Origin of the sequence: Streptomyces bugieae (genome assembly GCF_036352915.1) — a bacterium.
GTDB lineage: Bacteria > Actinomycetota > Actinomycetes > Streptomycetales > Streptomycetaceae > Streptomyces > Streptomyces endophytica.
This window is the reverse complement of record NZ_JAZBJP010000025.1, coordinates 13,736-26,866: the sequence shown is the minus strand read 5'-3', so window position 1 is coordinate 26,866 and position 13,131 is coordinate 13,736. Positions and strand designations below refer to the sequence as shown.

Annotated in this window: 13 protein-coding genes and 2 pseudogenes; 6 read left to right on the top strand and 9 right to left on the bottom strand. The window is 67.3% G+C overall.

Features of this window, described 5'->3' with window-relative positions; translation table 11 throughout:
- Nucleotides 1–72 precede the first annotated feature (72 nt).
- Together V2J85_RS28885 and V2J85_RS28880 are read right to left on the bottom strand one after the other, a co-directional pair.
- On the bottom strand, nucleotides 73–1,014 hold the full coding sequence (locus V2J85_RS28885; protein WP_330823169.1) for an amidohydrolase family protein: 942 nt from the start codon (nucleotides 1,012–1,014) through the stop codon (nucleotides 73–75).
- A gap of 163 nt (nucleotides 1,015–1,177) precedes the next feature.
- Nucleotides 1,178–1,641 (bottom strand): annotated as a pseudogene (locus tag V2J85_RS28880) (Rossmann-fold NAD(P)-binding domain-containing protein).
- Here V2J85_RS28880 and V2J85_RS28875 point away from each other — a divergent pair.
- Nucleotides 1,635–2,555: a winged helix-turn-helix domain-containing protein gene (locus tag V2J85_RS28875; protein ID WP_330823168.1), complete on the top strand. Its 921-nt coding sequence runs from the start codon at nucleotides 1,635–1,637 to the stop codon at nucleotides 2,553–2,555. The pseudogene V2J85_RS28880 and the gene V2J85_RS28875 overlap by 7 nt on opposite strands.
- 922 nt (nucleotides 2,556–3,477) lie before the next feature.
- On the opposite strand, the gene gap is transcribed toward V2J85_RS28875, so the two are convergent.
- Nucleotides 3,478–4,479 (bottom strand): type I glyceraldehyde-3-phosphate dehydrogenase, encoded by a 1,002-nt coding sequence (gene gap / locus V2J85_RS28870; protein WP_330823167.1) that lies wholly within the window; start codon nucleotides 4,477–4,479, stop codon nucleotides 3,478–3,480.
- Between the two features lie 111 nt (nucleotides 4,480–4,590).
- Entirely contained in the window at nucleotides 4,591–5,547 is a 957-nt protein-coding gene (locus tag V2J85_RS28865) for a GlxA family transcriptional regulator (RefSeq protein ID WP_261953881.1), read from the bottom strand.
- A gap of 155 nt (nucleotides 5,548–5,702) precedes the next feature.
- Between V2J85_RS28865 and V2J85_RS41440 the strand changes: the two genes are divergently transcribed.
- From V2J85_RS41440 to V2J85_RS28855, 3 genes and pseudogenes are all read left to right on the top strand, one after another.
- A complete protein-coding gene (locus V2J85_RS41440; protein ID WP_419836844.1) occupies nucleotides 5,703–5,990 on the top strand; it encodes a transposase family protein in 288 nt (95 codons plus the stop codon).
- Between the two features lie 46 nt (nucleotides 5,991–6,036).
- A pseudogene (locus tag V2J85_RS28860) lies at nucleotides 6,037–6,270 on the top strand (transposase); the annotation flags it as partial.
- Nucleotides 6,271–6,360: 90 nt separating this feature from the next.
- Nucleotides 6,361–6,852 (top strand): hypothetical protein, encoded by a 492-nt coding sequence (locus tag V2J85_RS28855; RefSeq protein ID WP_330823166.1) that lies wholly within the window; start codon nucleotides 6,361–6,363, stop codon nucleotides 6,850–6,852.
- A 427-nt stretch (nucleotides 6,853–7,279) separates the two neighbouring features.
- Here V2J85_RS28855 and V2J85_RS28850 read toward each other — a convergent pair whose 3' ends face one another.
- The 4 genes from V2J85_RS28850 to V2J85_RS28835 form a co-directional block, all read right to left on the bottom strand.
- Nucleotides 7,280–7,663, bottom strand: coding sequence for a hypothetical protein (locus tag V2J85_RS28850; protein WP_261953879.1), 384 nt, complete (start codon nucleotides 7,661–7,663; stop codon nucleotides 7,280–7,282).
- A 282-nt stretch (nucleotides 7,664–7,945) separates the two neighbouring features.
- Complete coding sequence (locus V2J85_RS28845) at nucleotides 7,946–8,302, bottom strand: hypothetical protein (RefSeq protein ID WP_330823165.1); 357 nt, start codon at nucleotides 8,300–8,302, stop codon at nucleotides 7,946–7,948.
- Nucleotides 8,303–8,655: 353 nt separating this feature from the next.
- On the bottom strand, nucleotides 8,656–9,393 hold the full coding sequence (locus V2J85_RS28840) for an alpha/beta fold hydrolase (RefSeq protein ID WP_330823164.1): 738 nt from the start codon (nucleotides 9,391–9,393) through the stop codon (nucleotides 8,656–8,658).
- Between the two features lie 155 nt (nucleotides 9,394–9,548).
- Nucleotides 9,549–9,986, bottom strand: coding sequence for a DUF6463 family protein (locus V2J85_RS28835; RefSeq protein WP_330823163.1), 438 nt, complete (start codon nucleotides 9,984–9,986; stop codon nucleotides 9,549–9,551).
- A gap of 194 nt (nucleotides 9,987–10,180) precedes the next feature.
- Here V2J85_RS28835 and V2J85_RS28830 point away from each other — a divergent pair, with 194 nt between their 5' ends.
- Nucleotides 10,181–10,795: a TetR/AcrR family transcriptional regulator gene (locus V2J85_RS28830; protein WP_261953875.1), complete on the top strand. Its 615-nt coding sequence runs from the start codon at nucleotides 10,181–10,183 to the stop codon at nucleotides 10,793–10,795.
- 621 nt (nucleotides 10,796–11,416) lie between these two features.
- Complete coding sequence (locus V2J85_RS28825; protein WP_330823162.1) at nucleotides 11,417–11,962, top strand: hypothetical protein; 546 nt, start codon at nucleotides 11,417–11,419, stop codon at nucleotides 11,960–11,962.
- A gap of 370 nt (nucleotides 11,963–12,332) precedes the next feature.
- Here the strand turns inward: V2J85_RS28825 and V2J85_RS28820 are convergent, their stop codons facing one another.
- A complete protein-coding gene (locus V2J85_RS28820; RefSeq protein WP_330823161.1) occupies nucleotides 12,333–13,088 on the bottom strand; it encodes a TetR/AcrR family transcriptional regulator in 756 nt (251 codons plus the stop codon).
- Nucleotides 13,089–13,131: the final 43 nt, after the last annotated feature.

The window sequence follows — 13,131 nt, the reverse complement described above, 5'->3', positions numbered from 1 at the left end:
ATCACCGAACGAAACAATATGGCCCCGGCCGAGCCGGCCACGCACCGACCACAGGGCAATGCGGGACAGCCCTTAGACGGCAATGCCGTACAAGGATGCCGCGTTGGCCGACGAGAACTGCTTGCGTTCCGCGTCTGACGAGAAGTGATTTAGGAAGGAAGCGATTTCTTCTCTGGTCGGCCGTTGGAACGGGTAGTCGGTCGAGAAGATCAACCGATCGACGGAGGTGACGGACAGAACGTGCTGCAGGAACGCCGGATTGAGCATGCCGGAGGTAGTGATATAGAAATTTGACCGGACGTAGTCTGATATAGATCGCTCCAAACCGGCCATGCGGGGCAGACTGTCAGCTCGGTCGAGCCAGAAGAGCAACATCTCCCCCCAGTGGCCGAGCACAACTTGAAGGTCGGGATGACGGTCGAACGTTCCTCGCAGCATCAGCCGGAGTACCGCAATTGCCGCGTCCAGGTGCCACCCCCACCCGAAAGTGGCGAGGGCGAGGTCCGTCATGGGGTGGAATCCGCGGTATGAGGCGTCTCGGACTGCCGTCGAGGGCAGCTGCCGATGGATGAACACGGGCTGGCCGAGCTCTGATGCGGCGGAGAAAAAGTCGTCATAGACGGGGTCGTCGAGGAACAGGTCGCCCGATCGGCCATAGACCATGGTGCCTACATGCCCCATACCCGCAGCTCTTTCCAGCTCGCCCCCGACGTCCTTTGGTGACGACATAGGGAGAGTGGACAGCGATCGGAAACGGGTCGGGTGCCGGGCGACGGCCGCCGCAGCCATATCGTTCGCAGCGCGGCTCAGAGCCAGCGCCTCCCTCGGCGGCAGCGGCTGAACTCCCGGCGGCGTCAGGGCGCGGACGGACACGTCGATTCCCTGAGCGTCCATAGCCGCGATGCGGCCGGCCCGCAAGTCCTCCAGACGTTCCTGGTTGTCGCCCATCTCGTTGAAGGCAAGGCTTTCGTCAGGCTGCGACACAGCTCGCAGGCGGGACGTCACGTCCGGCATGATCCAGTGTTCTTCGATTGCAATGAGAGGAACAGCCGTCAATCCTTTGCGTTCTGCTGCTCGTTGGCCGCGTCAGACACAGGTGATGGGGCGTTTCGAGTGATGAAACCGCTTACTGTGCCCGCTGGTCGTCAGGCCACCCACAAGGGTCGTTCGGTTGGGCTTACCAGGGCACTGTCTGACCCGAGCGGTCCAGATACGCCAGGACGGGCGTGCCCAGTTCGGACAGCAGGACGTCCACCAGCAGCGGGACGCTCTCTTCGACGGTGAACGACGCCTCGGGCCCCCGAGCGCGGTGCGTATCCAGCCCGGCGCCAGGAGGACGAAACCGCGCTAAATCGTGGTGCGGACGTTGACGAAGAGCAGGTCGAGCTGGCGTTTCGCAAGACGCTCGTGCAGGGGTGCAAGGCGGTCGGGCTCGTTGATGTCGAGATGCTCGATGGTGACGCGGCCCTCGGGCTGGTCGGCGAGATCATGCAGGGGCGTTTGCGCAGGGGTGTCGCGGACCGTGGCGATGACGCTCTGTCCTCGGCCGAGGAACTCAGCCGCCATCACGTGGCTGAGGCCGCGCGAGGCCCCGACGACGAGGTCAGTCGACATGTGCCGCACTGTGTCAGCCGATGGCATACGGCGTCATCTCCGTTCCTTTACGTCGCGAGCTCACTTCGTGCGTCCTCAACCGTGACCGCCTCGGGGCGACACCGGAGCACGCACTGCTGTGGCTCTTCATCGGTACGGAACAAGTCTGCTTGCCGTGCTGCCGCAGGTGTGATCCAGGCAGATCGATTTGTGGGATTCCCGCTATGGCAGATGTATCAACGTCTGAATCGCTCGCGATCCATCCTGGTGATGTGCGAATCATTCGTGCGCTCCAGGTCGCCCCGAGAGCCTCCGTCTCCTCGACAGCAGTCGCACTCGGCCTCGCCGAAGGCACCATCAACCGCCGGTATCGGCGCCTGTACGCCGACGGCGTGATCCGTGTAGGCGGTTTGGCGGGTGCGGGGCAGCAGCTCGCGCAGGAGCGGGGCAGTTTGACTTCCATGTCCACGCCTGCGCCCCCGAGTTGGTCGGTGCAGCGGGTCAGCCGACGGCTGGCTCACGCAGGGCATCGAGGTCGCCGACAGCGTGGTGGGCGCGGAAGACGGCGCAGTGGAGGGCTTCGGATTCTTCGCAGAGCGAGCAGGCCGCGGCCTGCGGCCCACAGTGTGGTCGCCGGCCTCGCGGAGCCGATCGGACAGCTCCAGGGCGGTGTCGACGATCGCCTCGCACATCTCCGGCAGGACTGGTTCGGTCCAGCCGTAGCGCTGAGGGTCGACGGCGGAGAAGGGGCGGCCGCGGACAAAGGCCAGGACGGGGGCAGCGCGAGAGTGCCGTGCGTGTCGGCCGGCGTCGTAGTAGCCGGTGAGGACGTGCCCGGCAGCGAGTCCTCACTCCCCCGGACTCAGCGACCAGCGATCGTCATGATGCCCCGGTCTCGGGCCGGAAGCCGGGGCATCATGACGATCGGCATCCCACGACACCGAGAAGCTGCAGCGCAGTGACGGAAGGCTTGAAGTGGATTGGGCAGCACACATTCGATAAACCGGCGGCTGACGGGATGCTCGGCGGGATTTCCATCACCGCGATGCGTGGGGTCCCAGTCCGGGATCTGCTGCTCAGGCTGGGCGCGGATGGGGAGGAGATATCGAGCGGTCAGCCGTACCGGGACTTCCACCCGACCCGGGACGCACCCTGCATGTACGGCACGTCCGGTGAGTGGGCATACGTTCTGGAAGACCGAGGGTCGTGCACTTTCCGTTGGGTCAGTGATGGATGTGGATGGCGTGCACGTCGGTGAGGTCACGGCGGCCTGCTGCTGGTCAGGAGGCAGGGCGCGGAGGAAGTGGGCCTCGCCGTTGTGGCCGGTGAGGGTGCGCTCCGGTCGTCTTCGGCGGCTTCGTGAGGGCGGGCACCGCGGTGCGCAGGTCCGGGTTTTCGGAGCACATTGAGTCCTTGCCCTGGGTTTGCTTCTGTTTTCCCCAGGAGGCCCTTGGATTCGTAGACGCCAGGCCGCAGCCGTGCCTGCGAATCAACGTCGATGGATGTTCGGTTGAGGTGGGGCGCATCGTCGTCGAAGTCGAGGCCACGCAGGGCTTGGGACGCGCCCGAGTCACGTTGCCCGGTCCATGCGTGCCGTCAGGATTCGGCGGTCAGTCCGGCCGAGTCAGGAACTGGGCTTCGATGTCGTCGACCAATCTTGAGCGCCGTGAGTCCCGCTGGCGTGCGGTGCGGGTACCACCGGATGGCTGGGACGGTATAGCGGTCGTTTTTGGTGAGCACGACCTCGTTTCTGACGCGGGTGACGACGGCCTCGTGTCGCGCACTGGGCGCTCCGGTTGACCCGCCCGACTGGTCAACCAGAGCGCTCAAAGGAAGTGCGCCTCCGGCGAGGTCACCGGAGGCGGGTACCACGCCGCCGTCCGGTCAGGAGGCGGTGAGGAGTTCGAGCGTGTCGATCACGCGGTTCGAGAAGCCCCACTCGTTGTCGTACCAGGCGACCACCTTGACGTGGCGGCCGTCGACGCGGGTGAGGGCCGAGTCGAAGATCGAGGAGGCGGGATTGCCCGTGATGTCGGATGAGACCAGCGGGTCGTCCGAGTACTCCAGGACGCCGGCGAGCGGCCCCTCGGCTGCGGCGCGGTAGGCCGCCAGTACGTCGTCGCGTGTCACGTCGCGGGCGACGGTGGTGTTGAGTTCGACGATCGAGCCCACCGGCACCGGTACGCGGATCGAGTCGCCCGACAGCTTGCCGTCGAGGTTGGGCAGCACCAGTCCGATCGCCTTGGCGGCGCCGGTCGTGGTCGGCACGATGTTGATGCCGGCGGCCCGGGCGCGACGGGCGTCGCGGTGCGGGCCGTCCTGCAGGTTCTGCTCCTGCGTGTAGGCGTGCACCGTCGTCATGAACCCGTGCTCGATGCCGGCGAGTTCGTCGAGCACCTTGGCCAGCGGCGCGAGCGCGTTGGTGGTGCACGAGGCGTTCGAGACGATCGTGTGCACGGCCGGGTCGTAGGCGTCGGTGTTGACCCCGAACGCGAGCGTGACGTCGGCGCCGTCCGAGGGGGCGCTGACGAGTACCTTGCGTGCGCCCGCGTCGAGGTGGGCGCGGGCGGCCTTGGCCGAGGTGAAGCGACCGGTGGCTTCCAGGACGATGTCGACGCCGAGTTCGGCCCACGGCAGCTGCGCCGGTTCGCGCTCGGCCAGCACCGTGATCCGGCGGCCGTCGACGACGAGGGCGTCCCCGTCGGCGGTCACCGGGCGCCCGAGTCGGCCGGCGGTGCTGTCGTAGGCGAGCAGCCGGGCGAGAGTGGCGGGCTCGGTGAGGTCGTTGACGGCGACGATCTCGAGGGCGCTGTCGCCGCGCTCCAGCAGTGCGCGCAGCACGTTGCGTCCGATGCGGCCGAATCCGTTGATGGCGATGCGAGTCATGAATGCTGTCCCTTCCTTCGCCACCAGCCTCGCCCGCGGCTTTCGCCGCGGACAGTGGCGGGATCGCCATGGTTCAAAAGGATCCCGCCACTCGCGGTGTCGGGGACGGGGTTATTCGCCGCGGGTGAAGGTGCGCCGGTACTCGCTCGGTGTGGTGCCCAGGATGCGTTGGAAGTGCAGGCGCAGGTTCGCGCCGGTGCCGAGCCCGACGTCGGCGGCGATCTGTTCGACGCTGCGCTGCGAGCGCTCCAGCAGTTCGCGGGCCAGGTCGATGCGGGCGCGCATCACCCACTGCATCGGCGTGTAGCCGGTCTCTTCGACGAAGCGCCGGGAGAACGTGCGCGGCGAGACCTCGGCCTGCCGGGCCAGTGTGTCGAGGGTGAGGGGCTCGCCGAGGCGGTGCAGCGCCCACTCGCGGGTGGCGGCGAACCGCTCGCCCAGTGGTTCGGGGACGCTGCGCGGCACGTACTGGGCCTGGCCACCGCTGCGGTAGGGGGCGGCGACCAGACGCCGGGCCGCGTGGTTGGAGGCGGCCACTCCGAGGTCGCCGCGCAGGATGTGCAGGCACAGGTCGATGCCGGAGGCGGCTCCGGCCGAGGTGAGCACGCTGCCCTCGTCGACGAACAGCACGTTCTCGTCGACCTGGATGCGCGGGTGCCTGGCCATAAGTGCCTGTGTGTAGTGCCAGTGGGTGGTGGCGCGTCTGCCGTCGAGCAGGCCGGTGGCGGCGAGTGCGAAGGCGCCCGTGGAGATGGCGGCGAGCCGGGCGCCCCGGTCGTGGGCGGCGATCAGTGCCTCGACGACGGCCTGCGGCGGGTCGTCGCGGTCCGGGGCCCGGTAGCCGGGGACGAAGACGATGTCGGCCCAGGCAAGCGCCTCCAGGCCGTGGGCGACGTAGTACGCCAGGCCGTCGCCGCCGGTCACGAGGCCGGGGGCCGCCCCGCACACCCGCACCTCGTACGGCATGCTCGCGCGGGTGGTGAAAACCTGCGCGGGAATGCCGACATCGAGCGGCTTCGCGCCTTCGAGCACGAGGACGGCGACACGATGCAGGTGGGAGGTTGGCACAGGTAGAGGTTACGTGGGGGGTGGCTTCGATACGCCTGGCTTTGTTCACGAGAACTGGTTCTGGCTCGCTTTCCGTGATGCGCGGACGCTGAGTGACGGCTGACGCTCCGATCGAGCTCCGGGAAGTTGCCTGACAATGACCAGGGCCGATCTTGATGTGGTCGACAGGGCGGCGCCGTGGAAGAGACGTCGCCCCGTTTGGAGGGCCTGCTGTTACCGTCCATCGCGGACGTGTCGGTGCTGTCGCTGACGTGAGCCACGAGGCGATACGCATCGACGTCTGCATTACAGCGGACCGGGCGGCATCCCCGGACTGTGCGAGCGAGTCGACCCGGGTGCACAGCTCTTACCTGCGGTTTCCAGCGGACGTGCCGAGTGGGGGACGTTTGGTCGTCCTGCAACTGCGAGTCCGGCGGTTCTTCTGTCCGGGCTCGACACCCTGACCGGTCACGTCCGGTCCTTCGCGCCCAGATGCTCACCGAGCGGCAGGGGGAACGACTCCCGCAGTGGCTCGACGCCGTCCGCCAGGACGACCTTCCCAGTCTCCACACTCTCGCAGCCGGCATCGATCGAGACCGCGACGCCGTCATCGTCGGCCTGACCCTGCCCTGGAACTCCGGCGTCGTCGAAGGACACGTCAACAGGATCAAGATGCTCAAGCGCCAGATGTTCGGCCGAGCCGGTTTCAGCCTGCTGCGCAAGCGCGTATTGCTGGCCACCTGACACCGGCTCTCGGTGATAGGACTTCCCTCTACGGAAAGATGATGGGAAGGCGACAGCGTGGACGCAGTAGTAGCGATCAGCCTGATCCGCATGGCCGCTGCCAACTTGGCCATGGAACCCTGGCAGCGCCCCTCGGACGCTTACCTGGTCCAGTTGGGCCTGGACGCCCTGATGGCCGACATCGAGGCTCCCTCGCTTCCCCTGCTGGCTGGCCTCGCGCGTGGTGAGTATCCCCAGGCCCGCGAGCTGTTCGGCCTTGTGCTGGAAGAGTTGGGTCTGCTGCCGCTGACCTCGGAAGATCTTGCCAAGGCGCGATGGACCGCGGCCCAGTGGTGGGCCGGCCAGATCGTGGCGTGCCAACTCGATCCGGTGCACGGAGCGAAGCTGATCTATGAGGAAGCTGCAGCCGAGCTCGACTACCCCGACGCGCTGCAACCCCTCGTTGATCTGGCGAGAGGGCTCGACCTGCCGAACGATCAACCTCCGGACCAGCAGCACATTCGCGACTTGGTCACCTCCGCGGCGCGAGACTTTCTCGCCACAGAGCAGGTCATAGCTGTGGAGGCTAAACCCCGGCACTGACAGTCGGTTTCACGGCGGCGGCATCAGGTGTGCGGCGTGTGCAGTCGGCCTGGAAAGACTGGGCTGACGCGTGGATGGTCCCGCCGTGTCGGTTCGCTGGCGAAGTTGGGCGGCGGGTATCTATCTCGCGTCTGCACGGCGTAGGCCTGCCTGGTGCCGGGTGGGCTGGCCGCCTGTTTTAGGCGAGGCCGTTCGTACTCGGGAGCCTCACATAGGCGGGGATGCAGCGGGCAGGGGCGGAGCGCCGGCGTTGCTGGTCATGCACCGATGCCGATGACGGCAGCACAGCACCGATAGAGGCCATTGAACGTCCAGCACGCCACCGCGCCTGCACCTCGCGCGGCACGGAACGCGCGTCAACGCACGCATCTTCAAACGCGTCGACCGGCCGCCAAGACTTCGCGGCCGGTCCTCGGTGATCTTCGTGTCACTGCCCCTGGTAGGGCGGCTGTTGCGGCGGTGGGGCGCCGTACGGTCCGGGATTGTGCGGTGGCTGCCCGGGAGGGGCGACCGGCGGATACGGCTGCGCGCCCGGCTGCTGCGCCGGCGGAAACCCCTGGCCCGGCTGCTGCGCCGGCCAGAACCCCTGGCCGGGCTGCTGGGCGGGCGGAAATCCCTGGCCGGGCTGCTGGATGGGCGGATACGGCGCCTGGTTCGGCATGCCCGGACCCGCACCCGGGTACGGACCCCAACCGCCAGGAGGAACCTGGGGCTGCGCACTCCTGCCGCGCTTGCCCACCGCGACGGCGACGACGACCACGAGCGCGACCAGCACACCCAAGCCCACCAACAGCAGCAACAACAAACTCATCTGTGCCCCTCCCCTGCTCCAGGCCCGTGCGGACACGCCACGGCATTGACCCACCACGACCTTACAGAGGCAACACGACAGCCGCCCTCATGTCCACCACTCGCGGTGGTCGACCATCGAGGCACCGATGACGGCAGGACAGCACCGATAGACGTCATTGACGTCCATCACGCCACCGCGCCTGCACCTCGCGCGGCGCGGAACGCGCGCAGAAGCACGCCCCTTCAAACGCGTCGACCGGCCGCCAAGACTTCGCGGCCGGTCCTCGGTGATCTTCGGGTGTCACTGCCCCTGGTAGGGCGGCTGTTGTGGCGGTGGAGCGCCGTACGGCCCGGGGTTGTGCGGTGGCTGCCCGGGAGGGGTGACCGGCGGATACGGCTGCGCGCCCGGCTGCTGCGCCGACGGAAACCCCTGGCCCGGCTGCTGCGCCGGCGGAAACCCCTGACCCGGCTGCTGGATGGGCGGATACGGCCCCTGGTTCGGCATGCCCGGACCCGCACCCGGATACGGACCCCATCCCCCGGGAGGGACCTGAGGCTGCGCGCCCCTGCCGCGCTTGCCCACCGCGACGGCGATGACGACCACGAGCGCGACCAGCACACCCAGGCCCACCAGCAGCGCCAACAACGACATGATCATCTGTGCCCCTTTCCTGCTTCAGGGCCCGTGCGGACATGCCACGGCGTTGACCCACCACGAGCTTACAAGGGCAACACGACGGCGGCCCTCGTGTTCACCGCTCGCAGTGGTTGGCTGGATTCAAGGCGCGGTAGCTGTATCGGTCCTTGCAGCGCGTCTCGTCGTCCGGCAGACCCGCTGGGGTCTGCCGCCGGTTCGTCTGCACGATGCCCTGTGCGAGTGTGGGGCCGGTTCAGGTTCCCGCCCGCGGCCAGCCAGACAGTGTCGACGGGGCGTATGGACGGCTTGGTGATGCTGGCGTGAACCACGCGGCTGCCGGAAGGTTCGGGGCAGGCTCCCCGAGCGTGGCCCGGTCAGCGGGCGATCTCGTCCAGCAGTGATGCCAGTTCGATGGGTTGGGAGAACATCGGCCAGTGCCCGGTCGGCAGGTGGTGTAGGTCCACATCGGCCATCAGCTTGAAGACTGGGTTGCCGCTGTCGGCCAGCATGCGCACCTGTTCGGGGGTGAAGGTTGAGGCGATCATCGAGCGGTGCATGGCCGGCGGCACCGTGGGGCGGTTCAGGGGGCGAGTGGCCGTCGCGAACGGCTGAGGTGTGGCCAACTTGGCCATGCGTGCCAGTTGTTCTGTGGTGAGGCCTGCCAGGTTGTCCGGATCGGCTGCCGGGTCGAACGGCGGTGCCGGCAGCTGCCAGCCGTCCCCCTTCTCCGCGACCTGTGTGCGCCATTCCTGCTGCGTCTGGGGCTTGTTGAAGTCGATCACGGCCATGCCGCCGGGCAACGGCCCGGCGTCCACATACACGATCCGTGCGATGCGCTCCGGGATCCGGTCTGCGGCGCCGGTAACCGGCAGGTTTGCTCCGCTGTGCCCGACCAGCACCACATCCTGCAAGCCGTTGTCGTCGATGAGACGGACGATGTCGTCTACGTGTGTGTAGACATCCACGTCGGGGGTGGCCTCGGCTGCGCGGTCGGCCAGGCCAGTCAGCGTGAGCGGGTAGACGTCATGTCCCGCCGCTCTCAGTGCCGGTGTCACTTCTTCCCATGCCCACGCTCCGAGCCAGAACCCGGGAACCAGAACGATCGCTGCCATGGCCGCCTTCGTTTCGTGATTGCTCTGCTGTCTTGGGCGCCAGGCTAGGCACGAAGGCGGACACCGGCTGTCCTGGATTCCTGGTGGCCGACGGTGTCTTCCGAGTGATTCACCACGCGGTAGAGGGGACTTCGAAAGTCACGGACGGAGGCAGATCATGCTCGGGGAAGCCCGGTTGTGGGCGCGGGGTTGTCGCGGTGAGATCGGTTGTCGCGGTGGTTGCGATGGGCCCGGTGGGTTCCGATCAGCAGCAGTGCGCAGGCGAGCACGAACAGCGGCCAGGGCGTGAAGGGAAGGACCACGGCGTCGACAACGGTCCAACTCGCCAGCGTCCAGCCGATGAAGGCCGGCGGGATGATGCCACGGCGGTCCAGCCACAGCACCGTCAGGCCGATCAGGATGAGTGGAATGCCGAAGCTTGCCAGGCTCAGCCAATACGCGGCGCCGGCCGGGCTCATGTCGGCGAGGTCCTCATTCCACAGTCCGCCGCTGAACCATGTTCCGACGTGGCGTGCGGCTTTCTGCACCGTCAGGGCGCCGATGATGTGTCCGGTTCCGCATAACGTGATGATCCAGCCGGCCCACTTGATCATGCGACTTCTCCGTTCTTGTCGCGAGGCCGCGTGGTGCGGCTTCATCGCCGTTGCTCTGCGGCGGAGCGGGGCGGTGATCTCGCTGCCCGCAACCACAGCCCCAGTTCCGATACTGTCGTTTCGATACTCTGGTTCCGTATAGTGCAGGCATGACAGCGAAAAGACAACGGGGTGGCCGCCCCCGGGACAGTCGCGTGGACCACCAAATCCTGCAGACCACGCGTGAGCTGATCGACGAAGTCGGCTACCCGGCCCTGACCGTTGACCAGGTCGCCACGCGCGCCGGGGTGGGCAAGGCGGCGATCTACCGCCGCTACGCCTCCAAGGCCGAGATGGCGTTCGTTGCCACCATGCACGACCAGCAACTGCCCGCGCCGGCCGGCACCGGCTCCTTGCACGGCGACCTGTTGGCACTGGTCCGCGCGTTTCACGTCCGCATGGCCGCCCCGGCGGCCCGAGCGCTGGCACCGGCCCTGATCAGCGAACTTTCCGTCAATCCCGAACTGAAGTCCCGGTTCAAGGACACCTTCCTGGCCGCCGAACAGGCCGCCTTCGCCGAGATCATCGAACAGGCCGTGGCCCGCGGCGAGCTGGCCGGGGCCGTTGACCCCGCGATGGCCCACCTGCTGCTTCTCGGCTGCCTGGCGTCCGCCCTCTACATCCTCAACCTGCCCGTCGACGACGCGATGATCACCGACCTCGCCGCCGCCACCACAGCAGGCATCACCGCCCTGGCCGACCGCCACCACAGCAACCCCGACAAAGCCGAGCCGCCGAGCCGCGCCGACAAAACCGCCGAGCCGCACTGACAGCGCCGCGCCCCCGGGCCGCATGACCGCCTGGGACCCCACACCCCCGGCCACGCGCTGGTTCTCACCACCCACCAAATGAGCCGGAGCTCGCAGGCCGCAAGATCGCGCCGCGAGGCTTCCGCGGCCCGCTCGTCGGCCTGCCCGTCGGCCCGCACCACGGGACAAGACCGGCTGTCCACGCACGCGTTGAATGCGGGGGTGAATGCGGGGGTGAATGCGGAGGTTGATACTGGTGGGCTCGCCTATTCAACTGTCGCCAGTTCTCTGGGATGTCCGGCTCGCTGGCGACTGTGTGTGGTCACTCGGATCCAGGTTCCTCCGACCTCGGAAGCGAGGTGTGGCCTTGGTGACCTGGTGGTAGCGGGGGCGTCGGCGACGATTGGCCTGCGTCTCCAGGACATGCTGGTCGGATCGCCGCGGTCTGGCTGATGGTCGTGGGGACGCCGAGGTCGTTTGATCAGCTCGGAGAGAGCGAAGGGGTATCCAGCGGCGAGTTTGTGGAGCCGGAACGGATGCTGTGGCGATGGCCAGGCCAGGGCAGGGCTGAGGTTTCGCCCCACAACTGTTCAACCATGGGTAGTGTCGTGGCTCGTGCAGCTGAGTGTTGTGGTCCCTTTAGTGGTCACGGTGTTCGTGGCGGCCTCCGGTTACGCGGCGACCTACCTGACCAATCTACGTCTGGCGCGCCGCAAGGATCATCTGGATCGGATCAACCGCCAGCTCAGCGAGCTCTACGGTCCGCTCTATGCGCAGTCGGAGGCCACGGACCGAGCGTGGCGCAAGTTTGCCGCCCGGTATGGAACCGTATGGACGGTATCGGCCCCTCCCACTACGGAGCAGGCCGCCACCTGGCGTTTGTGGATGTCAACGGTCTTCATGCCGCTCAACCGGCGCATGGTCGAGACGGTCGTCTCCCATGCCGACCTGCTACGCGAGGACACCATTCCCGAGCCCCTGAAGGAGCTGTGCGCGCATGTGGCCTGCTACGAGCCCATCGTGGCCCGTTGGCAGGAAGACGGGTTCGACTCGGTCCAGGTCGACGATCACGTGTCGATCGCCGGCAATTTCCCGCGTGCGGAGTTGGACGCCTACCTGCGGAGCTCTTTCGAGGCACTGAAGCTCGAACAGGCACGGTTGCTCGCTCAGATGCACCGCTTGAGCTGACCGTGACACCGGCTTCGGTGGGAACATCCATGTCAGATCGTGGCTACGGACCTGTCGGCCCTGGTGAACCGCTGATGAGCGTCGGTGTGGATGAAGCAGCTGGCGGCGCGGGAGTTGGACACCCAGGTGCACTCGAAGATGGCGATCGGCCGGCTTATCGCCAGGCGGGACGCCCATGTGCGGGAGAGGACGCTGTGGCGGAGCTCTACGGGGTGCCGGAGCGCATGCTGATCGGAATCTGCGCGCGGACCGCGTACTGGGTGGAGTGGTGGCGCCGCTTCGCCCCCCCTCAGGCAATCACGTCACTCATCAGGTGCTACTTCCATGATCCAGAGTCACACCGGTTCAGACCCGCCTCGGGCTGCGGCGTTCATCCGGCGGTGCCGGATGCCGGTGTCGGCTGGGGCTGGAGCTGGGTGAGGTTGTCCATTATCAGTCCGAGGGTGAACTCGAACCGGTCGTGTCCGGTGCCGGAGGTCAGCTCAGCGGCATAGCGTCGAGTCTGCGGAAACGCGTCGGCCGGCAGTGCGGTGAACCGGCGGATCAGCTCCTCGCGGCCAAGGACCCATTCCTGGTCCGGGTGTCTGCGCCGCTGCTGGACCAGCGACTGCTCCAAGGCGTAGGCGCTGACGTAGAGGGACAGAGCATCGAGCGCCCAGGCGGCGTTCTGCGGCTCGATTCCGCCGGCGAGCAGGATCGCCAAAAGCCCTTCCTGGACCCGCAACGTGGAGAGGTTGGTCGGGACCACGCCCAGCGCGGCCCGGGAGACTCCGGGGTATTTCAGGTACTGGTCGCGGATCTGCGCGTACACGTCGAGGATCTGCTTGCGCCACTTGGCCGGGTCCGGTTCAGGCAGCACGACCTCGGAGCAGAGCCGGCCGACGAGCAGATCGTCGATGTCCTCTTTGCTGACGATGTGAGCGTACAGCGACGACGGCCCGGTACCGAGTACCGCGGCGACCCGACGGATGGTCAGTGCGCCGTAGCCCTCGGTGGCCACGACTTGCAGGGCGGCGTCCGTGATCCGGTCGACCGTGATGGGCTTCTTGCGCGGAGACGCCGCTGCGGGCTCCCCAGCGGGCTGGGCGTGACGAGCTGCTCGGCGTTGCCGGGGATCGGAGGGCATACCGATCACTATAGCTTGACACGATCTAAGTTCGCCTCGTAGA

Coding starts and splice junctions, on each gene's coding strand:
- V2J85_RS28820 (WP_330823161.1), bottom strand. CDS start 13,088: ATGCCCTCCGATCCCCGGCAACGCCGAGCAGCTCGTCACGCCCAGCCC.
- V2J85_RS41440 (WP_419836844.1), top strand. CDS start 5,703: ATGTGGTCGACAGGGCGGCGCCGTGGAAGAGACGTCGCCCCGTTTGGA.
- V2J85_RS28850 (WP_261953879.1), bottom strand. CDS start 7,663: ATGAGTTTGTTGTTGCTGCTGTTGGTGGGCTTGGGTGTGCTGGTCGCG.
- V2J85_RS28840 (WP_330823164.1), bottom strand. CDS start 9,393: ATGGCAGCGATCGTTCTGGTTCCCGGGTTCTGGCTCGGAGCGTGGGCA.
- V2J85_RS28845 (WP_330823165.1), bottom strand. CDS start 8,302: ATGATCATGTCGTTGTTGGCGCTGCTGGTGGGCCTGGGTGTGCTGGTC.
- V2J85_RS28875 (WP_330823168.1), top strand. CDS start 1,635: ATGGCATACGGCGTCATCTCCGTTCCTTTACGTCGCGAGCTCACTTCG.
- V2J85_RS28885 (WP_330823169.1), bottom strand. CDS start 1,014: ATGCCGGACGTGACGTCCCGCCTGCGAGCTGTGTCGCAGCCTGACGAA.
- gap (WP_330823167.1), bottom strand. CDS start 4,479: ATGACTCGCATCGCCATCAACGGATTCGGCCGCATCGGACGCAACGTG.
- V2J85_RS28855 (WP_330823166.1), top strand. CDS start 6,361: ATGGCCGCTGCCAACTTGGCCATGGAACCCTGGCAGCGCCCCTCGGAC.
- V2J85_RS28835 (WP_330823163.1), bottom strand. CDS start 9,986: ATGATCAAGTGGGCCGGCTGGATCATCACGTTATGCGGAACCGGACAC.